Origin of the sequence: Knoellia sp. 3-2P3 (genome assembly GCF_029223115.1) — a bacterium.
Lineage (GTDB): Bacteria > Actinomycetota > Actinomycetes > Actinomycetales > Dermatophilaceae > Pedococcus_A.
Window position 1 is genome coordinate 483,255 of record NZ_JARGZE010000003.1, and the last position, 25,465, is coordinate 508,719.

General features: G+C 72.5%; 20 protein-coding genes. 6 read left to right on the forward strand and 14 right to left on the reverse strand.

Annotated features, from left to right (window positions below; genetic code table 11):
- Nucleotides 1-406 precede the first annotated feature (406 nt).
- Both P0Y31_RS12355 and P0Y31_RS12360 read left to right on the forward strand, forming a co-directional pair.
- On the forward strand, nucleotides 407-1,072 hold the full coding sequence (locus tag P0Y31_RS12355; protein ID WP_345803635.1) for a glycosyltransferase family 2 protein: 666 nt from the start codon (nucleotides 407-409) through the stop codon (nucleotides 1,070-1,072).
- Complete coding sequence (locus P0Y31_RS12360; protein WP_275869766.1) at nucleotides 1,069-1,533, forward strand: DUF2304 domain-containing protein; 465 nt, start codon at nucleotides 1,069-1,071, stop codon at nucleotides 1,531-1,533. Before P0Y31_RS12355 ends, P0Y31_RS12360 begins: the two co-directional genes overlap by 4 nt.
- Here P0Y31_RS12360 and P0Y31_RS12365 read toward each other — a convergent pair.
- The 12 genes from P0Y31_RS12365 to P0Y31_RS12420 all read right to left on the reverse strand — a co-directional run bounded on the left by P0Y31_RS12365 (nucleotide 1,483) and on the right by P0Y31_RS12420 (nucleotide 18,669).
- The gene (locus P0Y31_RS12365) at nucleotides 1,483-1,887 is read right to left on the reverse strand and encodes an adenylyltransferase/cytidyltransferase family protein (RefSeq protein WP_275869768.1); all 405 of its coding nucleotides are present in this window, start codon (nucleotides 1,885-1,887) and stop codon (nucleotides 1,483-1,485) included. The genes P0Y31_RS12360 and P0Y31_RS12365 overlap by 51 nt on opposite strands.
- 102 nt (nucleotides 1,888-1,989) lie before the next feature.
- Nucleotides 1,990-2,964, reverse strand: coding sequence for a glycosyltransferase (locus P0Y31_RS12370; protein WP_275869770.1), 975 nt, complete (start codon nucleotides 2,962-2,964; stop codon nucleotides 1,990-1,992).
- On the reverse strand, nucleotides 2,964-3,779 hold the full coding sequence (locus tag P0Y31_RS12375; RefSeq protein ID WP_275869773.1) for a CDP-alcohol phosphatidyltransferase family protein: 816 nt from the start codon (nucleotides 3,777-3,779) through the stop codon (nucleotides 2,964-2,966). Before P0Y31_RS12375 ends, P0Y31_RS12370 begins: the two co-directional genes overlap by 1 nt.
- The gene (locus P0Y31_RS12380; RefSeq protein WP_275869776.1) at nucleotides 3,776-5,815 is read right to left on the reverse strand and encodes a DUF5941 domain-containing protein; all 2,040 of its coding nucleotides are present in this window, start codon (nucleotides 5,813-5,815) and stop codon (nucleotides 3,776-3,778) included. Before P0Y31_RS12380 ends, P0Y31_RS12375 begins: the two co-directional genes overlap by 4 nt.
- Nucleotides 5,812-6,561, reverse strand: a complete 750-nt coding sequence (locus P0Y31_RS12385; protein WP_275869778.1) for an ABC transporter ATP-binding protein — start codon at nucleotides 6,559-6,561, stop codon at nucleotides 5,812-5,814. Before P0Y31_RS12385 ends, P0Y31_RS12380 begins: the two co-directional genes overlap by 4 nt.
- The gene (locus P0Y31_RS12390; protein WP_275809890.1) at nucleotides 6,561-7,370 is read right to left on the reverse strand and encodes an ABC transporter permease; all 810 of its coding nucleotides are present in this window, start codon (nucleotides 7,368-7,370) and stop codon (nucleotides 6,561-6,563) included. The genes P0Y31_RS12385 and P0Y31_RS12390 overlap by 1 nt, the downstream gene beginning before the upstream one ends.
- 136 nt (nucleotides 7,371-7,506) lie before the next feature.
- Nucleotides 7,507-8,721 (reverse strand): glycosyltransferase, encoded by a 1,215-nt coding sequence (locus P0Y31_RS12395; protein WP_275869781.1) that lies wholly within the window; start codon nucleotides 8,719-8,721, stop codon nucleotides 7,507-7,509.
- Nucleotides 8,722-8,728: 7 nt separating this feature from the next.
- On the reverse strand, nucleotides 8,729-10,360 hold the full coding sequence (locus tag P0Y31_RS12400; protein ID WP_275869782.1) for a glycosyltransferase family 39 protein: 1,632 nt from the start codon (nucleotides 10,358-10,360) through the stop codon (nucleotides 8,729-8,731).
- Nucleotides 10,361-10,429: 69 nt separating this feature from the next.
- On the reverse strand, nucleotides 10,430-12,508 hold the full coding sequence (locus P0Y31_RS12405; protein ID WP_275869784.1) for a DUF6077 domain-containing protein: 2,079 nt from the start codon (nucleotides 12,506-12,508) through the stop codon (nucleotides 10,430-10,432).
- Nucleotides 12,505-15,984: a bifunctional glycosyltransferase/CDP-glycerol:glycerophosphate glycerophosphotransferase gene (locus tag P0Y31_RS12410; RefSeq protein WP_275869786.1), complete on the reverse strand. Its 3,480-nt coding sequence runs from the start codon at nucleotides 15,982-15,984 to the stop codon at nucleotides 12,505-12,507. Before P0Y31_RS12410 ends, P0Y31_RS12405 begins: the two co-directional genes overlap by 4 nt.
- 136 nt (nucleotides 15,985-16,120) lie before the next feature.
- The gene (locus tag P0Y31_RS12415) at nucleotides 16,121-17,131 is read right to left on the reverse strand and encodes a glycosyltransferase family 2 protein (protein ID WP_275869788.1); all 1,011 of its coding nucleotides are present in this window, start codon (nucleotides 17,129-17,131) and stop codon (nucleotides 16,121-16,123) included.
- Nucleotides 17,131-18,669 (reverse strand): LCP family protein, encoded by a 1,539-nt coding sequence (locus P0Y31_RS12420; RefSeq protein ID WP_275869790.1) that lies wholly within the window; start codon nucleotides 18,667-18,669, stop codon nucleotides 17,131-17,133. Before P0Y31_RS12420 ends, P0Y31_RS12415 begins: the two co-directional genes overlap by 1 nt.
- Before the next feature lie 116 nt (nucleotides 18,670-18,785).
- On the opposite strand from P0Y31_RS12420, the gene P0Y31_RS12425 reads away from it, so the two are divergent.
- A complete protein-coding gene (locus tag P0Y31_RS12425; RefSeq protein WP_275869792.1) occupies nucleotides 18,786-19,922 on the forward strand; it encodes an LCP family protein in 1,137 nt (378 codons plus the stop codon).
- 86 nt (nucleotides 19,923-20,008) lie between these two features.
- Here the strand turns inward: P0Y31_RS12425 and P0Y31_RS12430 are convergent, their stop codons facing one another.
- Nucleotides 20,009-20,353 (reverse strand): hypothetical protein, encoded by a 345-nt coding sequence (locus P0Y31_RS12430; RefSeq protein WP_275869794.1) that lies wholly within the window; start codon nucleotides 20,351-20,353, stop codon nucleotides 20,009-20,011.
- Between the two features lie 390 nt (nucleotides 20,354-20,743).
- Between P0Y31_RS12430 and P0Y31_RS12435 the strand changes: the two genes are divergently transcribed.
- The 3 genes from P0Y31_RS12435 (at nucleotide 20,744) to P0Y31_RS12445 (ending at nucleotide 23,923) form a co-directional block, all read left to right on the forward strand.
- On the forward strand, nucleotides 20,744-22,030 hold the full coding sequence (locus tag P0Y31_RS12435; RefSeq protein ID WP_275869796.1) for a cation:proton antiporter: 1,287 nt from the start codon (nucleotides 20,744-20,746) through the stop codon (nucleotides 22,028-22,030).
- Between the two features lie 268 nt (nucleotides 22,031-22,298).
- On the forward strand, nucleotides 22,299-22,964 hold the full coding sequence (locus tag P0Y31_RS12440) for a hypothetical protein (protein WP_275869798.1): 666 nt from the start codon (nucleotides 22,299-22,301) through the stop codon (nucleotides 22,962-22,964).
- Between the two features lie 20 nt (nucleotides 22,965-22,984).
- Nucleotides 22,985-23,923 carry a DUF1254 domain-containing protein gene (locus P0Y31_RS12445; protein ID WP_275869800.1) on the forward strand — a complete coding sequence of 313 codons (939 nt, stop codon included), beginning with the start codon at nucleotides 22,985-22,987 and terminating at the stop codon, nucleotides 23,921-23,923.
- A gap of 169 nt (nucleotides 23,924-24,092) precedes the next feature.
- Here the strand turns inward: P0Y31_RS12445 and P0Y31_RS12450 are convergent, their stop codons facing one another.
- Nucleotides 24,093-25,259, reverse strand: coding sequence for an acyl-CoA dehydrogenase family protein (locus P0Y31_RS12450; protein WP_275869802.1), 1,167 nt, complete (start codon nucleotides 25,257-25,259; stop codon nucleotides 24,093-24,095).
- Nucleotides 25,260-25,465 lie beyond the last annotated feature (206 nt).

The following is a 25,465-nucleotide window of genomic DNA, read 5'->3' on the forward strand; positions in this document are numbered from 1 at the left end:
CTGCGTCGCCGTGCCGCGAGCGGTCCCCGATGAGCCCGAGGAGGAAGGGGACGCGCCCGGCGGCGCGCTCTTCACGACGGAGAGCGGCACCCTCGTCACGGCGGTCTTCACCGGACGCGGTCTCGGTGCCTCCTTCAGCGACCAGGCTCCCGACACCGGCAGCGACCCGAACAGCAGGGTGAGTCCGACCACCCCGGCGACTCGGCGTGCGACCGGGGTCCGATGGGTGGGTGTCGTCACAGTCAGCTCCCTCACGCGCGCCGCCGGATCGGCTCATTTGTCACAGAGCGGCCACCATCTCCCATCAGACACGCTGGTTCCAGTGGAACCACCAGAGGTCGACCGTTTTGTGACCTCTGCGTCCCCCTACACTGGCTCGGTCATCGGCCATTCAGAGGAGGAACGCGTGCAGGACACGTGGTTCGTGATCCCCCTGTTCAACGAGGAACAGGTCATCGCGGAAGTGGTGCGCGACGTCCTCGCGACGTGCCCGAACGTTGTCTGTGTCGACGACGGCAGCAGCGACGGGTCGGCCGCCGCAGCACATGCGGCCGGGGCCGTGGTGGTGCGCCACCCGGTCAACCTCGGCCAGGGCGCGGCCCTCCAGACCGGCTTCGAGTACGCGCTGTCCCGGCCCGACATGCGCTGGGTCGTGACCTTCGACGCCGACGGCCAGCACCAGGTCTCCGACGTCGTCGCGATGCTCGAGAAGGCCAGGGCAGAGGACCTCGACGTGGTCTTCGGCTCCCGCTTCCTCGACAAGCGCACGGAGGCCGGCGCCCTGAAGCGGCTCGTGCTCCGGATGGCCGTCGCCTACACCAACCTGACCACCCGCACGAAGCTCACGGACGCGCACAACGGCCTGCGGCTGATCTCGCGCGACGTGGTCTCACGCCTGTCGATCACGCAGAACCGCATGGCGCACGCGTCGGAGCTGGTCGCGCAGATCGGCGGCCTCGGCATCCGCTACGGGGAGTCCCCCGTCCACGTGCTGTACACCGACTACTCTCGCGCCAAGGGCCAGTCCCTCTGGAACGCCGTCAACATCCTCGTGGAGCTGATCCTGCGATGAAGATCCTGCTCATCCAGGTCCTGCTGATCATCGTCGTCATCGCGGTGGTGGCGAGGCTGTTCCGCTCCCGGGGCGCCCGTTCCCAGGCGATCCGGCGACTCGGCCTGCTGCTCTTCGCCGGGTTCGCCGTCGTGTCGATCCTCTTCCCCGCAGTGTGGAACCGGATCGCCACGATTGTCGGCGTCGGCCGAGGCACCGACATGGTGCTCTACGCGCTGGTGGTGGCCTTCCTCAGCTTCACGGTGACCACCTACCTGCGGTTCCGGGAGATCGAGACGCGGTACACCAAGCTCGCGCGGCGCCTGGCCCTCGACGAGGCCGAGCGCGACTACCCGTCGCCGGGCTCCCCGGCGACGGGGACGGGCCCCACCGGTGCCGGCGGGCCCGCGGCGCCGGGTGCCCCGGAGGGGTCAGCGGGAGATCTTGGCGATGTGCTCGATCAGCCCCGTGGTCGAGACTGACGGGGTCCGCGGCAGGTAGACGACTTCGCAGACGTCGGAGACCCAGTCGAACTTCCCGGCCCAGTCGTCGCCCATGACGAGGACCTGCGCGTTGTGCTCGACGATGTAGTCGCGCTTCTTCTCCAGCGACTCCTCGAGGAACACCTCGTCGACCATCTTCAGGCTGCTGAGGATCTCGAGCCGCTCGTCCTGGTCGAAGACCGGCGCCCGGCCCTTCTTCTTGATGTTCAGCTCGTCCGCCGAGACACCGACGACGAGGCGGTCGCCGTACTCCGCGGCTCGCTTGAGGACTCGGATGTGGCCGACGTGCAGCACGTCGAACGTGCCGAACGTGATGACGGTGCGAGTGCTCACCAATGCTCCTTGGGTATGCCGGTGCGAGACCTTGTGCCGGGCCCCTCGGGGCCGTCGTCCGTGCGCGGTGGCACGTCCTTTTGCCGAGAGGCTACCGTCCGGTCACGCTGAGGGCCGCATCGCGGCCACGGCACCGTGGACCGCCTCCAGGAGGCTGGTGGTGGCCAGCCCCTCGCCGGTGCTCCTCCGTCCGCCGTGCAGCACGGCCTCGGCGAGGGCGGCGGCGTCGAGCGGGGCCAGCTCCACCCCGGGCGGGCGCGCTGCCACGTCGGAGGCGACCACGCGGGCGCCGAGGGCGAGGGCCTCGCGGACGACCACGGAGTCGCCGTCCCAGCTGGTGGGCCTGAGGAAGACGGCCGACTGCTCCAGCACCGCGCGCACCTCGGCCGGGCCGGCGTCGAAGCTGAGGTCCACCCAGTCGAGGCGGTAGACGGCGGACCGCAGGCGCGCCATCGCGTCGCCGTCGTGGCCGTAGGCGAGGATCCGCAGGGTGGCGTCGGGCCACACCTCGCGCACCCGCCGCACCGCCTCGACCCCGAGCTCGGCGTTGTAGTGCGGCAGGCCTGCGTTCGTCGCCAGGCTGATGAGGTGGCCGGTCCGCTGCGGCCCCTCCCCCGCCGCGGGCTCGACGGCGAACGGTGTCACCACCCGCACCACCCGCGAGCCGGGAGGAAGGAGCCGGCCGATCTCCTCGTTGACCGCCCACACCTCGTCGTAGGCCGCCAGGGACACCCGCAGCAGGGCCGCCCGGACGCGGCCCATCGACGCGAGCTGCCCCGCGACCGACCCCGAGTGCAGGACCAGCACGGTGCGCCCGCGCTGGAGGGCGAAGACCGGGGCGAGGACGATGGCCCTCCATAGCCGGGTGATGTGGAACAGGTGGAGCGCCGGCCGCTGCCAGAGCCTCGGCAGGGCGCCGAGGGCCCGGCGGGCCGAGCCGGTGTCGACGTAGAGCACCTCGCTGCCCTCGTCCCGCAGCTGCGCGGTCAGCTGGGTGTGGCTGGTGAGCACACCGCCGACCTCGCCGTGCTCCTGGGCCCACTGCACGACGAGGGTCCGGGGGCCGGCTCCCGCCATCAGTCGAGCCTCGAGCTGGTGAGCACGCCGACCAGGTGGCCCCCCGCGGTCACGAGCGCCAGGGGCACCATCACCACCACGAGCACCTGGGTGCCCAGCAGGTCGCCTCGCAGGACGTCCACCAGCCCCGCCGCCAACGCCAGGAGCGAGGCCTCGACGGCGACGAAGGCCCGGAAGACCGGCAGGTACCCCATGGCCCGCCGGACGGCGGCCAGGCCCGAGACCTTCGAGCGCGTCGTGGCCGCGACGTCCTCGAGGGGCGGTCGTCCGGCCTTGGCCCGCGCCACGTGCACGAGGTCGGTGAACGCCTTGTTCATGAGCACGACGACCGCGACGAGCAGGCCGAGCACCGTCCAGCCGCCGACCCGCAGCGGGTCCGTGGCCGACCAGGCGTCGGCGCGCAGCCCGAGCGCCACGGGGATGGCCGCCTCCGTCGCGTAGTGGCCGATCCGGTCGAGGTAGATGCCGGCCGGCGAGAAGCGCTGCCGCCAGCGGGCGACTTCGCCGTCGCTGCAGTCGAGGAGGATCTGCACCTGCATCGCCAGGGCGCACAGCAGCGGCCCGACCAGTCCCGGCAGTGGCAGGGCGAAGGCGCCCAGGACGCCGACCGCGATCATCAGCCAGGTGACCCCGTTGGGGCTGATGCCCGTGGGCAGCAGGGCCCTGGTCGCGTAGATGCTCAGGTGGCGGATGTACAGCGCACCGGCCCAGTGCTCGGCGTTGTAGCGCGCGATGTGCTCCGGCGGCTGGGCGACCGCCCGCAGCTGGGCGAGGCCGGGGTGGTTGTCCGTCGGGTCGTGCGCCGGGGAGCTCACGCCGGCACCTCTGCCTGAGCGGTGCGCTGACCGGCGATCCACGTCCGCCAGCCCCGGATCGACTCGCCGAGGTAGAGCGCGGCCAGCAGCAGCGCGAGCGCCCACAGCACGGGGACGACCGCCCCCGGGGCGAGGAGGGCGAGCAGCAGCACCACGATGACCCGCCCGTCGGTCCCGCCCCCGGCCAACGTCAGCCACGGGGCAGGCGGCGTGCCGGTGTCGCGGAGCCGGTAGACGACGTCGTAGCGGTGGTAGGCGACGGCGCTCAGGTACGCGTAGGCGGCGGCGCTCATGACACCGACGACGTGGTGTACCACCAGGCCCACCACGAGCACCTCGGCGACCCACAGGGCCGCCGGCGCCTGCCAGCCGAGGGGGTGGTGCACAGGGGGCTGCCACCCCAGCCCGACGAGGACGCTGCCGACGAGGGCGAGCGCGAGGGCCGCCCCGACGGAGTCGAACCACAGGGCCAGCGGGACGAGGAGGGTGAGGATGCCCGCCCCGGCCAGCCCGACGGGGAAGGTGGCACGCCCCAGGCGGCCGGCCAGGCGGGCCACTGGCCCGAGGTCGAGCTGGTGGTCGAGGTGGCCAGGGCCGCTGCCCGGCGTGACCGAGGACCAAGACGGGTCGCGGCGCACGAGCACCCGCACCACCCGGCCGCCCTGGGTCCAGAGCACGGCCACCACCACGGCGACGAGCAGGGTCCACAGGACCAGCATCGGGCGGCGGGTGAGCAGCGTGAGCGCGATGAGCAGGTAGCGCTCGGCGATGGGCAGGTGGACGACCTTCTTCGCCCAGTGCACCGCCCGCGCCCGCCGCCCGGCCGGCTCGGGCAGGGTGCCCCTCGCACCGGAAGGGCCGCCGTCTCCGCTCTCGTCCACGGGCAGGAAGACGGGGTTGCTGCGCCGGGCGAAGCCCAGCCGGTGCTCGTAGGCGTAGTCCTCGAGGTGGCGCACCGTCACCGCGGCCAGCACCGCGACCGCCAGCGGCCAGCCCGGCTCCCCCTCGCGCACGGCCACGGCGGCGACCGCCGCCACGACGGCATACTCCTTGACGCGGTCGCCGACCGCGTCGAGGAAGGCGCCCAGGGGGCTGAACCTGCGCGTGAACCGCGCGATCTCGCCGTCGACGCAGTCGACCACGAGCGCCGCGAGCAGCAGGACGGCCGCGACCACCCACGCCCACCAGGCCCCCGTGGCCACCAGGCCGGCCGCCACGAGCCCGAGCACCAGGGAGACCACGGTGACCCCGTTGGGCGTCCACCCGTGCGCCAGCCCGACCGCGGTCAGCCGCCGCGAGAGGGGGCGCACGGCGAACGTGGAGAAGAAGCCGTCACCACCGCGGGACGCCCCGCGCAGGCGCTGTCGCCACGGGTCGCCCGCCGCCCCCTTCGCGCGCACCGCCCCGCGGGACCAGTCGAAGGGCCCGAGCTCGGACGCCTGCACGGGCAACCCGCCCCGGACGAGCACGAGCAGCACGGCGGCCAGAGCGTCGCTCCCCCAAGCCGGGCCGGCGTGGCCGGCAGCCTCACGCAGCAGCCGGGCCGCCTCGGCCCGGTCGCCGGCGGCGATCCGCAGCACCCCCGGGAGCGCGTGGGTGGGTGCGCTGACCGCGTGGGCGGCCGTGCCGACCGACTCGACCAGCCGGCCGTCCCCCCCGACCCGCACCCGGGCCGCCTCGTCCCGGCCCTCGGCGACCGCGAAGGGGTCGGCCACGAGCGCCGCCGTTCGCACGCCGGGGCGGTCGAGCAGGTCGAGGAGCGCCACGCCGGTGATGTCGAGGTCGGCCGCGGCCACGACGGCCGGGGCGGCCTCGCCCTCGCAGAGCACCTCTGCGAGTGACCGCAGCATGTCCGGCAGCGACCCGCTGAGGCGCACCGGGGGCGCGCCGAACCCGAGGCCGGCGAGCGATGCCGCCATGCCCGCGCCACCTGCGCCGAGCAGGACGACGTCGGCTCCTGCGGTGTAGCCGTGGACGGCCCGGGACGCCTCGTTGCCCACCGAGGGGCCTGCCGAGGGGGCTGCCGACGCGGTCACGCCCCGGCGTCCATGTCGGCGTTGTAGCGGTCGAGCACCTCGAGCATGGGGCCGTCCATCATCAGGCGGCCCTTGCGCAGGTACAGGCCGCGGGTGCTGAACCGCTTGAGGTCGTTCTCGGAGTGGGACACGAGGAAGAGCGTGCGGCCCTGCGCGAGCAGCGACTCCATCCGCTGATAGCACTTCTCCCGGAAGGCGCGGTCACCGACGGCGAGCACCTCGTCGACGAGGATGATCGGCTCGTCCAGGGTGGTGATGACGGCGAAGCCGAGGCGCACCTTCATGCCCGACGAGAAGTGCCGGTACGGCGTGTCGAGCCCCTCGCGCACCTCCCGGCCGGCGAAGTCGACGATCTCGTCGAAGCGCTCGTCGACCTGTGCCCTGCTCAGCCCGTGCAGGCCGGCCGTGAGGTAGATGTTGTCGCGCGCCGAGAGCTCGCCGACGAAGCCGCCGGTGAGCTCGATGAGCGGCGCCACGCCGCCGTCGACCCGCACCGACCCCTCGTCGGGCAGCAGCACGCCGGCGATCATCTTCAGCAGGGTGCTCTTGCCACCGCCGTTGCCACCCACGAGGCCGACCGCCTCGCCGGGGTAGATGTCGAAGGTGACGTCGCGCAGCGCCCAGAAGGTCTCCTTGGGGGCTCCGCTGCGGCCATGGAAGAGCAGCTCGCGCAGCTGCATCCGGCGCCGCCGCGACCGGTAGAACTCGATCCCGAGCCCGTTGACGGAGATGACCGGCTCTGCCATCAGATCTCCTTCAGGACGGCACGCTCGAGCCGGCCGAAGACCGCCACGCCGAGCAGGAGGAGGACCACGGACAGGACTGCGGACACGGCCACGGCGCCCCAGACGATGGGGAACTGGTCGTGGGAGAAGAAGCCGGCCCGCATGAGCTCGAGGATGCCCGTCAGCGGGTTGAGCCAGGCGACCTTGTCGTAGGGCTCGGGCACGAGCTGGTTGGCGTAGATCACCGGCGTGGCGTAGAAGAGCATCCGGATGACGATGCGGATGACGCGCTGCATGTCGGTCACCAGGGCCGTCACGGGGGCGAGGAGCAGGCCGATGCCCACCAGCGTGACGCCCTGCAGCAGGATGCCCAGCGGGAGCAGGACGACCCAGCCGTTGAGCTCGGCCACGCCCTGCACCAGGTAGAGCACCAGGAAGGCCAGCAGAACCGGCAGCGACAGCAGGTACTCGATGCCCTTGGACAGCACCACGCGCAGCACCCACATCTCACGGGGCAGGTTGGTGGAGCGGACCAGCTTGGCCTCCTGGATGAGCGCCCGGGAGGTGTCCGTCAGGCAGCCGGAGAACCACTGCCACGACAGCAGGCCGACGAGGAGGAACAGGAAGTACGGCTCGTGCCCGAGGTCGTCACGGCGGAAGATGTGCACGAAGACCAGGTAGTAGATGAGCGACATCAGCAGCGGGTCGAGCACGGTCCACACGTAGCCGAGCACGCTGCGGGAGTAGCGGACGCGCAGGTCGCGCAGGACGAGGGTCCAGAGCACGCTCCGCCTGCCCGTGATGGCCTGCGTGCGGGTGATCAGTCTCATGCGTCCTTGCCTGTCGTATGCCGTGGCACATGCCGGTCCGGCATCCGGGGGGACACCCGCACGCCAGGTCCGAGGTCCGAGGGTACGCCACGGGCACGGCGGCGGACCGCGGTGGTGGCCCGGCCCGCCGAGCCGGTCAGCGGGCCCTCCCGGTGCCCTTGCCCAAGCCCCGCGTCGCGAGCGCGACCCGGGCCCTGCGGGGCAGCACCGACTTGACCGCCCGCGACGCGGCGTGCCGCACGATCTGGGGCAGCCCGGCCAGGCCCAGCTCGTGCTCGAGCCGGTAGGCGGCGACCTCGTCGCGGGCCCGCTGCGGCAGTCGGCGGTCGTCCTGGGCCCACGCGCGCTCACCCCGGCGGGCGCGGACCGCTCGCACCAGGTCGTCCATCCGGCCGGCGTCGGCGAGCTCGACGTAGAGCCGCAGGGTCGGAGGCAGGGACTGGCGGCGCTGCGGCGGGAGGCCGTCGACGAGGTGGCGGAAGAACGACAGGTATGCCGTGCGGTAGGCCTCGTCGGCCTCCGGCAGCGCCGAGGTGTAGAGCGGCAGGTCGAGCCGCAGGACCTTGACGTCGTGCGCCTCGCGCAGGTCGTGCAGCCCCTCGGCCTCGAGGAACCGGTCGACGTCGCGCACCGCAGCGAAGCGGTCGGTGAGGTTGCCCAGCTCGTTGCGTCGCTGGGTGATCGACCGCTCCCCCTCCCGGGCGCGCCAGAGGTAGACCGGCTCGTGCACGCACTCCACCGTGCCCGCGAAGTGCAGGGCCCGCACGGTCACGGGCAGGTCCTCGTAGAGCACGCCCTCGGGGAAGCGCAGGCCGCGGTCGGCGAGGAAGGAGCGGCGGTAGACCTTGTTCCAGGCGGTGGTGTCGTAGAGCAGGGAGGGCTGCCGGGTGAGGGTTGCCTGCTCCCCCACCCCGGCCAGCGCCTGGGCGTGCAGCCCGGACGGCCAGCGGCGGCGACCCTCGAGGCGCTGCACCGCGCCGGTCGCCACGTCACCGCCCGCCGCCAGCGCGCGGGCGGGCAGCGCGGCATACGCCGGGAGCAGCTCGTCGTCGCCGTCGACGAAGCCGACGAACTCGCCCGTCGCCGCGTCGAGCCCGGCGTTGCGCGCCGCGCCGAGGCCGGCGTTGGCCTGGTGGAGCACCCGCCAGCCGTCCCGGCCGGCGGCGAACTCGTCGCAGATCGCTGCGCTGCCGTCCGTGGACCCGTCGTCAACGACGATGACCTCGGTGCCCGTCGGCACGGAGGCCGCGATGGAGCCGAGGCAGGCCGCCAGCCAGCGCTCGACGTTGTAGACGGCCACCACCACGCTGAGGAGCGGGGCCGAGGGGCGCGGGGCGGATTCAGGCGTCATCGGGCAGTCACCGGACTCGGTAGAGGACAAGGTTGTCGTGTTCGGCGGTGTAGAGGACCTCCCAGCTGCGCGGGGGACCCTCCGGGTGCTTCTCCAGCCACGGCGCCAGGGCGTTGCGGCAGAACGGGCAGGTCTCCGAGGTGGCGCTGAACAGCAGCACGTGGTCGCCCGGCCGGGGCTTCACGGGACCGGTGATGCTGCGCGGCTCCCCCGGCCAGACGCTGTCGCCGCCGAAGAACGGCTTCTGGTAGGCGGGCAGGATGCGCACCGTCTCCCAGTCGGTGAACACCCGGCCGCCGGCGAAGCCCCGGGCCCCCAGCTCGGAGCGCAGCTCCTCCAGCGCGGCTCCCCCACCCGGCGGGAACGCTGGGTCGGTGGCGGCATAGCGGCTGACGAAGGCGAGCGGAGCGGCGCAGAGCAGCACGGACAGGGCGACCGCCGGCGCCCGGCGGGCCCAGCCCGGCTCGTCCCGCAGCGGCGTGCGCCGCACGACCCAGCCGGCCGCCAGCGCCGCGAGCCCGGCCGTCGCCAGCGCCGTCGCCGGGAAGAACGGGATCCAGTAGCGCTCGACGTGCAGCAGGCCCCGCGGGTGGTCGGGGTCGAGGCCACCGCCGGCCAGAGTGGTCAGCCCGTAGACGAGCAGGAACCACAGGCTCACCAGCCGCAGGCCGCCGTTGCGCACGAACAGGCCGACCAGCGCCGCTGCCCCCATGAGCACCATCGAGAGCCCGCCGGGCCGCTCCAGCGCCCGCTCGGGGATGTAGGTGAAGTAGAAGAGCCGCGGCTGCCCCAGCATGAGGGCGTTCTTGACCTCGCCGGTCTTCGTGCGGGCCGCGCTGACGTCCAGGCCCGTCAGGACGTGGTACTTCAGCAGCGGGTCACCGTAGGCCCAGGCGCTAACCCCGACGTCGACCGCGGCCCACCCGAGCAGGGGCAGGCCGACCAGCAGTGCCGAGGAGAGCAGCCGCCCCCGGCGCCACAGGATGAGGGCGACCAGCGGCCAGGCGAGCATCGAGGTCTCGCGGACCTCGAAACCCCAGCCGAGGAGGAAACCCACCGTGAGCAGCCAGGGAGCTGCGCCCCTGCCCGCCACGAAGCGGTCGCGGGCGGCCAGGGCCGCGAGCACCGCCACGACGAACAGCGCCATCGACATGAGGTCGGGGTAGCCGCGCGAGAGGTTGTAGAAGACGATGCGGTTGGCGACCAGCAGCACCACCGCCGTCAGGCCGGCCACCGGCCCCCACCAGCGCCGCCCCAGCAGGTAGGTCGCGGCGGCCAGCACGCCTGCCGACAGCAGCGGCCAGAAGTAGTAGGTGAACTGCGCCGCGCCGAACACCCGGGCCACCGGGATGGCCGGGAGGATGATCCCGTAGCGGGTGTAGCCCAGCGCGACCCAGCGGTCGCTGGGGAACTCGATGGCCGAGCGGACGTAGTGCCAGGGGTCGGCCGGGACGACGACCGAGCGGAAGGCGTAGGCGACCGCGACGACGACCAGTCCCACCCCCGTGGCCACGGCGAGGTCGGTGCGGCGGGTGGGACGGCCGGACAGCCAGTCCCCACCCCCGGTGTCGCCGTCCTCCCGGGCGACGTCGCCCGACCAGTGGGCCGCGTCGGCGCGACGGACGTCGGCGCTGGTCATCGAGGCGCACGTCCCGTCTTCGGGCGCCGCCCGTCACGAGGGGCACCCGTCATCAGGCGCTGCCCGTCATCAGGCGCCACCGGGACGCCGCAGGCACACCAGGTCGCCGGGATCGGAGACCACCTCGAAGCCGATCTCCTCGAGGGCGTCGACAGCCTTGCCCCGCCGGTCGGAGACGCACGCGGTGTCGACGCTCAGCGCCTCCACGAGGGGGCGCAGCGTCTGCGCCGGGGGCGTGCGCGAGTCCGCGAACTTCTGCAGCTCGGTGCGCTCCTCGACCTTGGCGTCGGGGATGCCCGCGTAGGCCGGCAGGTAGATGGCGCGCGCGGAGACCGGGTGGACGTCCACGGACATGCCCGCGAGCACGCGGGCCGCGTCCCACGGGACCAGCACCACGTCGCCGTCCTTCGAGACCTCGAGGGCGCCGCGGGCCTCGACCTCGGCACCCACCGGCACCTTCCAGGACAGCGGGGAGACCCAGCGGGCGCCGTTGGCGGTGGTGAAGATCCACTTGCCACCCACGAGCGGCACGAGGGCCACGGCGAGGGCCGCCGCGACCGGCACGGCCGGCGCCAGGCGGCCGAGCGTCCCGGTGACGAGGGAGGGCCGGCGCACCACGTCGGCGGCCAGGCCGACGACGCCGGCGACCAGCAGCGGCACGGGCACGGTCCACCACATCCGCCAGATCACCGACCCGACACCCGCGGCCGACACGAGCACGTCGGTGACCGGCGGCAGCAGGGCCACCCCCGCGGCGAGGGTGACGCAGACCGCGACGGCCCGCGCGGCCCTCGAGCGCAGCCCGGCCCAGCCGAGCGTCACCGCGACGATGGTGACGACGAACAGCCCGTGCCGTCCCGGCACCGCGACCAGGGGGTTAAGGGGCCGCGTGGCGGTCTCGGCGCCGGCGACCGGCTCCGGGATGTCAGGGGCGAGCAGCAGCACCAGCACCCCGCACAGCAGCGGGTAGGCGAGGGTGGCGGCGACGCCGGCGGCGCGGCGCAGCCCCCCGCGCACCCACGCGGCGACGACGAGGCCGCCGAGCAGCACCGGCACCAGGAAGACCGCCGTGTTGCTGGCGCCGACCGTGCCGACCACCGCCAGGGCGAGCACGGCCAGGCGGCGCCAGCCGCCCCTGCCGATGTAGGCGATCGCCGCCGCGGTGACGAGGGGGATGACCAGGGTGGCGAGGGTCGCCTTGCCCTGCCACATCCGCAGGGCGAAGAAGTTGCCGAAGCTCGCCCCGGAGCCACCGGAGGCCAGCAGGAACAGGACGGCGGCCGACAGTGCCAGGGGCGCCAGCCGCACCCGGCTCAGCGACACCAGCCAGGCCAGGGCCAGGACCGCGAGGGCGGTCAGGGCCGGGGCGGCCACGATGTAGGTGACGACCCCGCCGCGCAGGCCTGCCACGTGCCCGACCGCGCCGAACAGCCCCTCGATCGAGTGCACCGGCGGGCTGTGGGACTTCAGCGCCGGGAACGCCTCGTCCGCGAGCATGGTGTCGCGGGTCGGGAAGGTGCCCCGGTCGGCCACCCACTCGGCCAGGTTGACGAAGTAGGCGTCGTCGCCGTCGGGCCGGGCGGTCACGGCCGCGAGCACGGCGCACGCCAGCGCCCAGAACCACGCCACCAGCCACAGGCCGGCCTCGCCCGGCCGTCCCTGCCGCAGCGCCGTGCCGGCTCGGTGGGGCTCCGCCTCGGCCGACCCGCCCCTGCGGCGGACGAGCGCCTGTACGACGACCCACGTGGCCGCGGCCGCCACGACGACCGCGATCATCAGGCCTCGTCGACCCGCCATGCCGAGGGCCCCGGCGACGAGGGCGGTGGACGCCCCCACGGCGAGGGCCCGCCAGCCGGGGCGGGTGGCCACGTCGCGGCTGGCGCCGGGACCGAAGGCCGGCAGGACGGCATACCCGACCACGGCCGTGAGCACGACGGCGGCCACGAGCGCGACGGTGGCGCCCAGCCCGGTGACGAGCGCCACCTGGTAGACGAGGGTCCACGAGCCGAAGGCCACCGTGGCCAGCACGAGGAGGGCGAGGGTGCCCCGCTCGAGCAGGGCAAGGGCGCGCACGACGCCGTCGGAGAGCGGGCCGGGCCGGCTCGGCTCGAGGGACTGCTCGGGGGACACCGTGTCGACGGCGATCACAGGAACCTCTCGATGAAGCGCTCGGCGGACCGCCCGTCCTCGAGGCCGGTGAACCGCTCGCGGAAGGCCTGGTAACGCTCGGCGTACTCCTCGCCCACGGCGTCGAGGCGTCGCAGCGCGTCGATCACGCCGCTGGTCCCGGTCAGCAGCGGCCCCGGCGCCTCGGCCTCGAAGTCGAAGTAGAACCCGCGCAGGTTGTCGCGGTACTCCTCGAGGTCCCAGGTGAAGAACAGCAGGGGCCGGCCGGTGTTGACGAAGTCGAACATCACCGACGAGTAGTCCGTGACGAGCACGTCGGCCACGAGGTACAGGTCGCGGATGTCGGGGTAGCTCGAGACGTTGCGGACAAAGCCGCCGAACATCGAGGAGTCGATCCCCGACGACACCAGCTGGTGGCCACGGATGAGCAGGACGCTGTCGTCGCCGAACTCCCGGTGCAGCCGCTCGAGGTCCAGCTTCATCGTGAACTGGTAGCGGCCCGTGGCGCTGTAGTCGTTGTCGCGCCACGTGGGGGCGTAGAGGATGACGCGCTTGCCCTCGGGCAGGCCGAGCCGGGCCCGGGTCGCCGCGGCCTGCTGCTCACGCACCTCGGGGAGGTGGAAGATGTCGTTGCGCGGGTAGCCGATCTCGAGGATCTCCCCGTCGTAGCGGAAGGCGCGGCGCAGGATGTCGGTCGAGAACGCGTTCGGGGAGACCAGGGTGTCCCACTTGGCGACGTCCTTGGCGAACTGCTTCAGGTAGTCCCTGTTCGACATCTGGAGGTTCTCGATGTCGAAGCCGATGCGCTTCAGGGGTGTGCCGTGCCACGTCTGGGCGTACCGGCTGCCCTTGCGCTTGACGTAGTGGACCGGCATGGAGTCGTTGCTGACCACCCAGCGCGCCCGGGCCAGCCGGCGGTAGTACTCCCGGCTCCCCGTCAGCACGGTGGTGACCCCCTCGGGCACCTCGACCCCGTGGTTCGCCACCGCCCAGACGCACTCGCGCGGGTCCCCCCGGCGCTGGAGCTCCTCGAAGACGGCCCTCGGGCTGTCGGAGTACTGCTTGCCCTTCCACGACTCGAAGAAGATGGTGTCCTCGAGCGGGAGGCGCCGCTGCACCCGGTAGAAGTACTTGCGGTTCCGCTCCCGGTGCAGGGCTCCGCGGTCGCGGAAGTCACCGGACCCGTCGACGACGAGCTGCAGGTCGTGGTCGGAGCTCGCGCGCATCAGGTAGGTCAGGCCGTCGACCCGGCCCTGCTCCCCCAGGCGGTCCTCGGCGGTGCTGGAGGTGCGCACGGCGCGCTGGCGCTGGCCCTCGTCCTCGGTCGTGACGCTCCAGACCCACCGTCCGGGGGTGAGCCAGCGCAGGCACGCCGAGCCCGGCTCGCCCAGGGCGGGCACCAGGGCACGCCAGGTGTCCCCCGTGGACTGCACGGGAACGGTGTGGGTCGTGCCGGACCCGGACGACAGTGAGAGCGAGCGGGGCGCGGGTCCGTTGGTGATGCCCTCGAGGCAGAGCCCCTCGGGCTGCCACGCGAAGGACGTCAGCACCGGCCCGGTGCGGCTGTCGCGCACGGTGACCCCGTGCTCGGCGCTCTGGCGCACCTCGATCGAGCGGTCGCGCATGGTGATGAAGACGTCGTCCATCTGCGGGGCCATGTCGAGCAGGCTGCGGGGCCCGTCCGCGGGGTCCGCATCGACACCGGTCAGGCCGACGACCCACTCGCGGTCGCCGAACGAGGAGGAACGGACCTCGAGCACGTCGGCGCTGACCGTCGCCGTGGAGCCCTCGCCCTCGTCGGCCAGGGGCACCACGACCCCCGTCAGGGCGTCGGTGCGGCGCAGGTAGAGCCCGGTGTCGCGCAGCGGGCCATCGGTGCCGCGCACGCGGAACCGCACGGCATCCCCGACGTGCTCGACCGACTCGAGCAGCGCCTCGGCGCGGCGCACCGTGACCACGAGGCGCCGGCCGTCGTAGCCCGGGATGGCGATCTGGCCGGGGGCGACGAGCGATCGTCGGGGGTGCCTGGCGCGGCCGAGGTCCGGGTTGCCGATGCTGGAGCCGCGGCGCGCCGCGGGGGTCGCCACCTGGGCCAGCAGCTCGAACCGGCCCTGCTGCTCGCCCGGCTCGAGGAGGAGCGCGCGGGCGGGGACCCGCACCCGGAAGCCGGCCGCGTCGTACGACAGCAGGGCGCCGGTCGTGCGCGCGGTGAGGTCGGGCCGGTGCACGCGCTTGCCGGGGATGGACTGGCGCCTGCCCGACCCGCCGTCGAGGCGGCGCAGCTGGAAGCGACGCAGGGACGAGGCCCGGGTCGCCTCGGGGACCCGGTGGATGAAGGCGTGGCCGTCGACCACGAGGTCGCCGTCCTCCCAGGCGACGTCGCGCACCCCGGTCCGGAGGGGTTGGGAGCGGGTGACGTCGTACACGCTGTCCGGCACCCCGAGCGCAGGGTCCTTGCGGAAGGGCAGGTCGGCGTACATGCGCAGGCCGGAGCGCACGAAGAGACCGCGGTTGGCGGGGATGCGGTAGTACTCGTGGAGCTCGATGAGCTCGCTGAGCATCCCCCGCTGGATGAGGTGGTACTGCAGCCGCCGGATCGGCGGCATCCGGGCGATGGTGGCCGCCGGCACCCGGCGGAGGTAGTCCCCGACCAGGCTGATGACCTGCTCCTGGAACTCCGCCGTGCCCTCGTGCAGCACGTCGAGGAACAGCGGGATGTCGACGGTGAGGACCTTGCGGTCGTGGATCTCCTTGCCGGCGGTGTCGCCGCGCTCGGTGAGGAAGTCGTCGACGGAGGACACCGCGGCCATCCGGTCGACGAGGTTCTTGGTCTCGGCCCGGCGCTGCGTGATCGAGAGCACCGCCGTCTGGCGCTCCCGCCACAGGTAGACCGGGTCGGCCAGCACGTCGACGGACTTGGCCAGGAAGTGCGCCGGCAGCGTCAGCGGGATGTCCTCGTAGTAGACGCCCTCGGGGAACCGCAGCCCGTGCTCCACGAGGAAGGACCGCCGGTACACCTTGTTCCACGCCGTGGAGTCGAAGACCAGCGACGGCGTCTGGTGGATGTGGGTGCGCATCTGCGTCCGCGTGATCGCGCGCCGGTGCAGCGGCGAGGTGAAGGTGCGGGCGCCGTCGAAGCGCAGCACGCCGCCACAGACGATGTCCGAGCCGCTCTCGCGCACCGCGTGGAGCATCAGCTCGTAGGCGTCCCGCGGGATCAGGTCGTCGGAGTCGACGAAGGCCACGAACTCGCTCGTGGAGGCGTCCATCCCGATGTTCCGGGCCCGGCCCAGGCCGCCGTTGTCGACGTGCAGGACCCGCCAGCTCGGCCGCCCGGCCGCGAACTCGTCCGCCATCTGCCCTGAGCCGTCGGTCGACCCGTCGTCGACCAGGATGACCTCGAGGTCGCCCAGGGTCTGCGCGACGAGGGACTCCAGGCATGCCACGAGGTAGTCGCTGACGTTGTAGATGGGGACGACCACGCTCAGCAGGGGCATCGGCGGGCGACTCCTTTCCTTGCAGGTGGTTCCGGGCAGTGCTCAGCGCGCCCGACCGGCCGCAGCCGTCGGGACGCGCGGAGACCACCTTCCCACGAGCGGCCTCCCACCCGTAATCGAGCAGCCCGGCAGGTGGTCACAGGCGGACCCTGCTGGTGAGGAACCCCCACCCCCACGACAGGTGCATCGTCGGCAGGATCACGGGCAGCAGCAGCCGCTCCCGCAGCGTCAGGTCGCCCTTGATGGCCAGCCCACCGACCGTGGTCACCGCGAGGTATGCCGCGGGCGCGGCCCACAGGGGCCACCAGACGAAGCCGCCCACGAGGCCGCCCGCCACGCCGAGCAGCGCCACCGGTGGCGCGAGGTAGCGCAGGTTGATGGTGCCCTTGTGGGTGCGCGCGACGACGCGCCGCCACCGGCCGTAGTCGCGGTACTGCCGCGCCAGGGCGGGGAGGGTGGGCCGTGGCCGGTACGAGACCCGCAGGCGGGGCGAGAACCACACGGTGCCGCCCGCCTCGCGGATGCGGTGGTTGAGCTCCCAGTCCTGCGCCCGGACGAAGCGCGGGTCGTAGCCGCCCATGCGCCGGAGCCACTCCCTGCGGAACACCCCGAGGTAGACGGTGTCGGCGGGCCCGGCCGCTCCCCCGGTGTGGAACCGTGCCGCGCCCACGCCGAGACGGGAGGTCATCGCCGCTGCCACCGCCCGCTCGAACGTCGTGGCGCCCTCGGCGTCCATGAGGCCCCCGACGTTGGCGGCGCCCGTCTCCTGCAGCAGCTCCCACGCCGTGCGGACGTAGTCGTGGTCGAGGACCCCGTGCCCATCGACCCGCACGACCACGGCGACGTCGTCGGACAGGCCGGCCAGCGCCGCGTTGAGGGAGTCCGGAGTGCGACCCGTGGGACTGGGGACGGTGCGCACCCGGGGGTCCCGCTCGGCGAGCGCCTGCGCGATCTCGTCGGTGCGGTCGCGACTCGGGCCGAGGGCGAGCACCAGCTCGACCTGCCCTGGGTAGCTCTGGCCGAGGACGGCCGCGACGGCCTCCTCGAGGTGGCGCTCCTCGTTGAGGATGGGCATCACCACGCCGACCTTGGGCCAGGGGGCAGGGGTGGGCTCGGCCCCGCCCGTGGGGGGTGTCGGGTCGGCCATCAGCTCGAGCACACCGCCGACAGGTCGGCCTCGGAGGCCTGGCCGCCCGCGGTCGCGGGGTCAGCCGCCGGCTTGGCCGGCACGGAGGTCGCTGCCGGCGCGGCGGGCTTCGGCGTCCGCGGGGCGGCCGAGGCCGGGCGGGCGGTCGCCTTGGTCCGGGGCTTCTCGGGGGACTTCTCGGACGCGGCGATGGTCGAGCGCACGGTGCGGCGCACGAAGTCGGCGTCGTAGTCCCAGGGCTTGATGAGGGGCGGCACGAAATTCACACTCTTGATCTTCTGCGTCCGGGTCTTCAGGGCCAGGTCGGCAAAGTATCCCAGCTCCGACTGTGGCAGGTCGGTGCGGACCAGCCCGGAGCTGGCCCCGGCGATCTTCGGGAAGCGGGTGAGCACGGTCTGGGGGTCGACCTGGTCGACGAGCGCCGTCATGACGCAGCGCTGGCGGGCCATCCGCTCGTAGTTCGTCGAGCCGTGCCGTGACCGGGCGTACCAGAGGGCGTGGTAGCCGTCGAGGTGCTGGCGGCCGGGTTCGATCCACCCGACGACCGGTGAGGTGCCGCCGCCGATCGGGGTCCGCCGCTGCACCGTGATGTCGAGGCCGCCCACGGCGTCGACCATCTTGCGGAAGCCGCGCAGGTCGACCATGGCGTAGTAGTGCACGTCGAGGCCGCTCACGGCCTCGACGGCCTCCCGGGTGGCCAGCACGCCGGCACTCTGGGTTCCCGCCGGGAACTGGTCGCGGTGGTCCTCGGCCCAGGTGTAGAGGCCGTTCAGCAGGCACTCGTCGCCGCAGTTCCAGCCCTCGGGCATGAGCCGCTGCATGACCGAGCCCGGCCGGAAGTCGATGTTCTCCATGTCACGCGAGAAGCCGAACACGACGGCCCGGCCGGTCTCGGCGTCGATGCTGGCCAGCTGGATGCTGTCGGGCCGCGTCCCGACCCGCGACTTCCCGGTGTCGCCGCCGAGGAGCAGGATGTTGTAGCGGCCGTCGGTGGGCTCCACCGCGCGGTTCCCGCTGAACAGGGCGTTCAGGGCGTCCTTGCCGGCGGCCACGTTGCTGGCCGCGTAGACCAGCCCCCCGGAGGTCACGACCAGGAGCCCGGCCGTGAGCCCGGTGAGCCACCGCCTGGCACGCAGGACCAGCCGCCCCGGCTGGCCGAGCCGCCACGCGTCGAGGAACAGCGCGCCCCAGAACAGCGCGAAGCCGAGCAGGGCCCACTGGAGCACGGTGAGGAACCACGCGCGGCCGAACAGCCCGAGGAACCAGCCGCGGTTGACGAGGAAGAGCAGGCCGAAGAACAGGGCCAGCGCCCACAGCCCCAGCCAGCACCGCACCGCCACCCTGCCCACGGTGCGGCTGCCGGCGGCCAGCTGCGCGCTCCCGGGGAAGGCGAGGGTGAGCAGGACGAGGGCGAAGGCGCGCCGCCTGCGCGTCCGCGGGCCCATGGACTCCGGGTCGGCGAGCCTGCGGTCCGGCCGACCCGACACGTAGACGCTCACCTCGGCGTCCCTCTCCAGCGCTGCAGGGGGTCGGCTCATGGTCGCCCAGTATCGGTGACGGGACTGCTGAGGCTCCTGAGGCGCGCGGGCCGTTCCGGGCCTTGTCGGATGCGTCCTTTTTGGCACGGGACGTGCCTGACGAGGATCATGTCCGCATGACCCCCCGCGACACCCGGCCGGACGACGCCCGCCCCCTCCCCCAGGGCAGGCGTGGCGCAGCGATGAGCTCAGAGGACGACGACGTCTACACCGTCGACGTCCGCCGCGGCGCCGGCGGACCAACCGCCCGGCCGGCGAAGGTCTCGCGCCCGCGCCGTCGGCTGCGGTGGGGCTGGCTCGTCGCGCTCGTCGTCGTCGGCTGGCTCGCCTTCATGGTCGGCACCCCGCTGCACGCGTGGAGCAACGTCACCAAGGTCGACACCGCACCGGCGGGCGAGCGGCCCGCCGACGGCAAGGGCTACAACTACCTGCTCGTCGGGTCCGACAGCCGCGAGGGCCTGACCGACGAGCAGAAGAAGGAGTACGCCACCGGCAGTGCCGAGGGCCGCCGCACCGACTCGATCATCCTCGTCCACGTGCCCGAGGGCGGCGGCAAGCCTGCCCTCATCTCCCTTCCGCGCGACTCCTTCGTGCCGATCCCGGGCAAGGGCAGCAACAAGATCAACGCCGCCTTCGCCTTTGGCGGCCCGAAGCTCCTGGTCAACACCGTCGAGCAGGTCACCGACCTGCGCATCGACGGCTACGTCGAGATCGGCTTCGCCGGGTTCGCCTCGGTGGTCGACAGCCTGGGCGGGGTCGACATCTGCGTGAAGTTCAACATGAACGACAAGAAGGCCGGCATCAACCTCAAGAAGGGCTGCCAGACGCTGAACGGCAAGAACGCCCTCGGCTACGTGCGCGCCCGCTACTCCGACCCGCGCGGCGACATCGGCCGCGCCGACCGGCAGCGCCAGTTCCTCGCCGCGATCATGAAGAAGGCGGCCACCCCGTCGACCGTCCTCATCCCCACCCGCTACTGGGGCTTCACCCACGCCTCCGCCGAGGGCCTCATCGTCGGCGAGGACACCTCGGTGACCGACGCCGGCCGGGTCATGCTGGCGATGCGTGCCGTCTCCCGCGACGAGGGCCTCAGCCTCGTGGTCCCGATCCAGAGCGAGAACTACCAGACCAGTGCGGGCAGCGCCGTCAAGTGGGACACCGAGCGCGCCAAGGCGCTGTTCTCGCTGCTGCGCAACGACGAGCCGCTCGAGGAGCCGCCGCCCGGCACGGACGGCAAGCCTTCCGAGGGCTGAGTTCCCGGTGCAGGCCAGCACCTGCACCCCTCAGGGCCAGCGGCATGCCTGTGGCGCCGCCGTCTGCGCCGGGGTGTGGGGCGGGGTCACGCTGGTTCGGCCTCGGTGCTGCTCGCGACCCGTCGGGCGAGGAGCTCGTCGTAGCAGCATCGGGTGAGGTCCCACTCGACCCGTTCGCCCTTGGGCGTCCTTGACGACCCGTCCGGCGTAGCGGCGGTTGTGCACGACCGCATGGTCCGCTCCGCGATCCGGCCGGTTTCACATGCCATGCCCAGGGCGTCGACCTCGGACAGCAACCCCGACAGACGATCCGGGCCGCCACCGGAGGGCACCTGCCACAGCGCGGAGCCCAGGGCAGCCAGCGAGGAGCGAGCGGCCGCTAACCGCTCGCGGTGCTCCGCCGGGCTCAGCTCCTGCTGCTTCCCCTCCATGACGACAACCGTAGAGGCGGCCACCGACAGCCCTGCTGGACCCGAGACCAGCGGAAACCGTTGTCGCACAACGGCTCCCGACGGCAGATGGGCGGTGCCTGGCGTAGCGCCGCCGCCCGGTCCAGCTGTTCCGGCGCGGTCATGCCGAGCATCTGCCGCACTGCCACCCGGCGCGTCACGCGGTCCATGTCTGCGGTGTGGCGTGCCCTCTGACGGCCGGTGCTGTGTCAGAGGGCCAAGGGTGGGCGCTATCGCAGCAGGGGTGCGTCCCGCTACCGTCGTCAGTGGCGCGCGACCGTGGAGCCTGCCCACCCGCCGTGCAGTGTGACGGCGGACGGTGACGGCGGGCGCAGCCCCGGCCGCTGGGGTAGCCGAGCGGGGAGGCGAAGGATGAGCGAGACCATCGTCCTGATCGTCGCCGCCGCGGTCTTCGCCTGGTCGGTCGTCTCGGCTCGGCTCGAGCGGGCCGACCTGACCGCTCCTGTCGTCTTCATGTCGGTCGGGGCGGTACTCGCGAGCTCTGGCACGGTCGACGCGCCCTCCGCCCCCGAGACGGTCAAACCGCTGGTCGAGGTCACCCTCGTGTGGGTGCTGTTCTCCGACGCTGCTCGCCTGCCACTGCAGGCCCTGCGGCAGGACGTGGGCATGTTCGTAAGACTGTTGGCGGTGGGCCTGCCGCTGACCATCCTGGCCGGCTGGGGCTTGGCCGCCTGGCTCTTCCCCGCCCTTGGGGTTTGGCTGGCGCTGCTGGTTGCGGCGGCCCTCGCGCCGACGGATGCCGCCCTGGGCGTGCCCGTCGTGACCAACCCGGCGGTGCCCTCGCGGGTGCGCCGGGTGATCACCGTCGAGAGCGGCCTCAACGATGGCATCGCGACCCCGGTGGTCATGGTGGCCATCGCCGGGACCGCGTCGGCGGAGGCTCTGCCTGGGGCCGCGGGCCTGGGCACGGCCCTGCTCGAGCTGCTCGTCGGCGCGGCGGTGGGGGCCGTTGTCGGGTCGGGCGGGGGGTGGCTGCTGCGCGCCGCCCGAAGGGCCCGCTGGGCGTCGGAGGAGTTCGCCGGCCTCGGCGTGCTCGCCTTGGCTCTGCTGTCCTACCTGGCGTCCACCAGCCTCGACGGCAACGGGTTCATCGCCGCGTTCGTCGGTGGTCTCACATTCGGCGCCACAGCCGGACGTCGTGGTCCCGCGGAGCTGCTGTTCCTGGAGCAGGCCAGCGGGCTGGTCTCGCTGCTGGTGTGGCTGGCCTTCGGTGCCATCGCCGTGCCGATCGTGGTCGACAACCCGGACCCGACCACGGTGTTGTATGCCGTGCTCAGTCTCACGCTGGTACGGATGGTGCCCGTCGCGCTGTGCTGCCTCGGGGCATCCTTGGACCGCGAGACGGTCCTGCTCATCGGCTGGTTCGGGCCGCGAGGGCTGGCGTCCCTGGTCTTCGCTCTGCTCGCCCTGGAGGAGCTCGGCGCTGCCGCGCACGAGGCGGTCTCGGTCATCGCCGTGACGGTCCTGCTCAGTGTGCTGGCGCACGGCGTGACCGCCGGGCCGCTGGCCGCTCGGTACGGGCGGCGCCAACGCCGTATCGCCGCGGCTGCCCAAGGTGAGTCTCGCAGGGACCCGCCCTTGCCCGACCTGCCGGTGCGCGGGTTGCCGCGACGGAGCCGGGCGGCAACGCCCGGCTAGGGAGTGCGCACTCTCACGCGGGGTTCCCATGTGCGGCAGGCATCCGCTGGTGGTGCTGGTCCCCGGGGCCGGAGCAGCCGTCTGGGGGCCCTAGTCGAAGGCGCGGTGGAGCGTCGCCCCCCTCGTCCGGCCGCCGGGCTTGACGTCGAACCGGCGCAGCGACACCGAGAAGACGTTCGGGTGGTCGGTTGGTCCGGCCATCGCGACGGTCGGCGGTCATCCCTTCAGGGTGAGGGCGGGGTGGGTGCCGCCGCCGTACATTCGATTCATGGTCGAGACGACGATTCGGGTTGAGGGCATGCGGGCGTATCCGCAGGGCGAGCTGTTCCTCCTGACGCGAGGCGAGGACGGGTTCGATGCGCTGGTGTACAACACGACCGGATGCGGGCCGTGCCCGGACGAGGAGTTCACGGCGCTTGACGTCGAGGCGCTGGCTGCCGAGCAGGGGTGCGACCTGGTGTGGAAGAACCCCCGCCGCTTCTGGATGATGGACGCGCTCACGATCGACCTGGTCGGTAAGCCCGCCACGTTCGGTGGTGTGCCGTTCAACCTGGTGGCCAAGATGCACATGCCCGCCGGGTTCGACCCGGGTCAGGACCAGTCTGCGTTGGCGTACCGGCGCACCCAGATCCACCGCAACAGCGTGTACGAGTTCGGCGCCGGCAAGCCGGTTCACGTGCTGCGGTCCCCGGACGAGGTCACCTGGGTCATGCAGACGTTCACCGACCACATCGCGCACGACCTCACCGAGGCGAACTTGCCCTCGCTGGGTGAGCGGCTGGCCCTACCTGAGGGCTGGCGGTTCCGGACCGTGACCCTCCCGCAGGACCTGGTCATCACCACGACCGGGCTGGCGAACATCGTGCCCGACGATCTGGCCAACATGTACCAGGGCCTGATCGACGGCGTGGGCAACCTCGACCCCTGGGAGTGAGGGCGGCATTGGGGGCCCCGGTGAAGGTCACCGTGGACAACTTCGTCCGCGCGGAGACCGGGCGGATGATGACGAACCTGATGTCGGCCGGCGGTGGTGTCAATCGCTTCCACCACGTACGGGTGCCGACCCCGCTGGACCAGCAGACCGTCGTGCGGATGAACCGCGACACCCTCTACAGCTTCGCGGTGGTGGACCTGGCGGACGGCGCCGTGGTCACCGTTCCCGACGCTGGCGCGCGCTACCTCTCTTTGGCAGTGGTCAACGCGGACCACTTCACCAACCGGGTGATCCACGAACCCGGGAGGCACCGGCTCGAGATGGCCGAGCACGGCACCCGCTACGTCACGCTCGTCGGTCGCGTTCTGGCCGACCCCGCCGACCCGACCGACGTGGCCGCCGCCAACGCGGTTCAGGACGGGTTCGCGGTCACGGCCGGCTCGGCCGAACCGATGACCGCCCCGGAGTACGACAAGGAGTCCCTCGACGAGGTGCGCGCCGCCCTGCTCACCTTGGGCCGCACCGTCGCGGGGGCCACTGGCATGTTCGGCACGAAGGATTCCGTCGACCCCGTGCGCCATCTCATCGGCACCGCGATGGGCTGGGGTGGCCTGCCTGAGAGCGAGGCGTTCTACGCCACGGTCGACCCCGGCCTCCCCGTCGGGGAATACCGCATCACCGTGCGCGACGTGCCCGTCGACGCGTTCTGGTCGATCTCGCTGTACAACGCCGACGGCTTCTTCGAAGACAGCGACAAGGGCGGCTGCACCATCAACCAGGTCACCGCGGTCAAGGAGCCCGACGGCTCAGTGGTGGTGCACCTCGGCGGCTGCTCCGACGGGCGCCCCAACTGCCTCCGCCTGATGGACGGCTGGAACTACACCGTGCGGCTCTACCGGCCGCGCCCCGAGATCCTCGACCACACGTGGACATTCCCAGCCGTCCAACCCATCCACTGACGTGACGGTCGACATCTTCTTCCGTGCGCTCAAACGCACGATCGAACCAAGCTCCCGGCGGGCTCTACTACCTCTCACGCAGCGACACGCTGCGGCGTTCTCGTAGGTACCTTGTCGTTCCACAGGTCCCTTTGGACAGCCGCCCTGTGGACACGAGGCCGGGGAACCCCTACTTCAGGAGCTGACGGGCCATCACCACGCGCTGCACCTGGTTGGTGCCCTCGTAGATCTGGGTGATCTTCGCGTCGCGCATCATGCGCTCGACCGGGAAGTCCTTGGTGTAGCCGTAGCCGCCGAGCAGCTGCACCGCGTCGGTGGTCACCTTCATGGCGACGTCGGACGCGAGGCACTTCGCGGCCGCACCGAAGAACGGCAGGTCGGCGTCACCGCGCTCGGACTTGGCCGCGGCGACGTAGACCATCTGGCGCGCCGCCTCGAGCTCCATGGCCATGTCGGCGAGCATGAACTGGATGCCCTGGAAGTCGGCGATGGCCTTGCCGAACTGCTTGCGCTCCTTGACGTAGTCGAGCGCGAAGTCCAGCGCCCCCTGGGCGATGCCGACCGCCTGCGCGCCGATGGTGACGCGGGTGTGGTCGAGGGTGCGCAGCGCGATCTTGAGGCCCTCGCCGGGCGCGCCGACTATGCGGTCGCCGGGCAGGCGCACGTTGTCGAAGTGCAGCTCGCGCGTCGGGGAGCCCTTGATCCCGAGCTTGCGCTCCTTCTCGCCGAAGGTGAAGCCCTCGTCGGACCTCTCGACGACGAAGGCGCTCACGTTGTTGCCGCGCCGGCCCTCGGGGTCCGTGACGGCCAGCACGGTGTAGAAGTCGGAGACGCCCGCGTTGGTGATCCAGGACTTCTGCCCGTTCAGCACCCAGTCGTCGCCGTCGCGGCGCGCGCGGGTCTTCATCGCGGCGGTGTCCGAGCCGGCCTCCCGCTCGGAGAGGCCGTAGGAGAAGGTCGACTCACCGCGGGCCACCGGCGGCAGGTACCGCGCCTTGACCTCCTGCGAGGCCGCCAGGAGCAGCGGCATCGTGCCCAGCTTGTTGACCGCCGGGATCAGCGAGGCGGAGGCGTCCGCACGGGCGACCTCCTCGATGACGATGCAGGTCGCGAGCGCATCTGCCCCGACGCCGTCGTACTCCTCGGGGATGTGCGGCGCGAAGAAGTCGGAGGCGACGAGGGCGTCGTGGGCCTCCCGGGGGTAGCGCCCCTCCTCGTCGACCGCTGCGGCGAACGGCGCGATCTTGTCGCGCGCCACCGCGCGGACCGCGTCGCGCAGGGCCTCGTGGTCCTCGGACGTCTTGAACAGGTCGAAGTCGGCGTTTCCGGTGCTCACAAGGGCTCAGGTTACCTCCCGGTACAGCACTGCCGGGCAGCGTCGCGTGTGGCCCCGGACACGTGCCTGGCACTGCGCGTGGCGCTGCCCCCCGACGACACGAGGCCGCGCAAAGGGCCCCAACAGGGCACAAAGCGGCCCCAACGCCGTGAGCCGTGCCATAAGGTGCGGCCAGCACCTCACCTCGGCGTCGCCGACCACACCAC

What these genes read in the sequence shown, in the direction of transcription:
- P0Y31_RS12360 (WP_275869766.1), top strand. Translation starts at nt 1,069, where the DNA reads ATGAAGATCCTGCTCATCCAGGTCCTGCTGATCATCGTCGTCATCGCG.
- P0Y31_RS12370 (WP_275869770.1), bottom strand. Translation starts at nt 2,964, where the DNA reads ATGGCGGGAGCCGGCCCCCGGACCCTCGTCGTGCAGTGGGCCCAGGAG.
- P0Y31_RS12440 (WP_275869798.1), top strand. Translation starts at nt 22,299, where the DNA reads ATGGTCGAGACGACGATTCGGGTTGAGGGCATGCGGGCGTATCCGCAG.
- P0Y31_RS12430 (WP_275869794.1), bottom strand. Translation starts at nt 20,353, where the DNA reads ATGGAGGGGAAGCAGCAGGAGCTGAGCCCGGCGGAGCACCGCGAGCGG.
- P0Y31_RS12425 (WP_275869792.1), top strand. Translation starts at nt 18,786, where the DNA reads ATGACCCCCCGCGACACCCGGCCGGACGACGCCCGCCCCCTCCCCCAG.
- P0Y31_RS12420 (WP_275869790.1), bottom strand. Translation starts at nt 18,669, where the DNA reads ATGAGCCGACCCCCTGCAGCGCTGGAGAGGGACGCCGAGGTGAGCGTC.
- P0Y31_RS12415 (WP_275869788.1), bottom strand. Translation starts at nt 17,131, where the DNA reads ATGGCCGACCCGACACCCCCCACGGGCGGGGCCGAGCCCACCCCTGCC.
- P0Y31_RS12395 (WP_275869781.1), bottom strand. Translation starts at nt 8,721, where the DNA reads ATGACGCCTGAATCCGCCCCGCGCCCCTCGGCCCCGCTCCTCAGCGTG.
- P0Y31_RS12390 (WP_275809890.1), bottom strand. Translation starts at nt 7,370, where the DNA reads ATGAGACTGATCACCCGCACGCAGGCCATCACGGGCAGGCGGAGCGTG.
- P0Y31_RS12385 (WP_275869778.1), bottom strand. Translation starts at nt 6,561, where the DNA reads ATGGCAGAGCCGGTCATCTCCGTCAACGGGCTCGGGATCGAGTTCTAC.
- P0Y31_RS12400 (WP_275869782.1), bottom strand. Translation starts at nt 10,360, where the DNA reads ATGACCAGCGCCGACGTCCGTCGCGCCGACGCGGCCCACTGGTCGGGC.
- P0Y31_RS12410 (WP_275869786.1), bottom strand. Translation starts at nt 15,984, where the DNA reads ATGCCCCTGCTGAGCGTGGTCGTCCCCATCTACAACGTCAGCGACTAC.
- P0Y31_RS12435 (WP_275869796.1), top strand. Translation starts at nt 20,744, where the DNA reads ATGAGCGAGACCATCGTCCTGATCGTCGCCGCCGCGGTCTTCGCCTGG.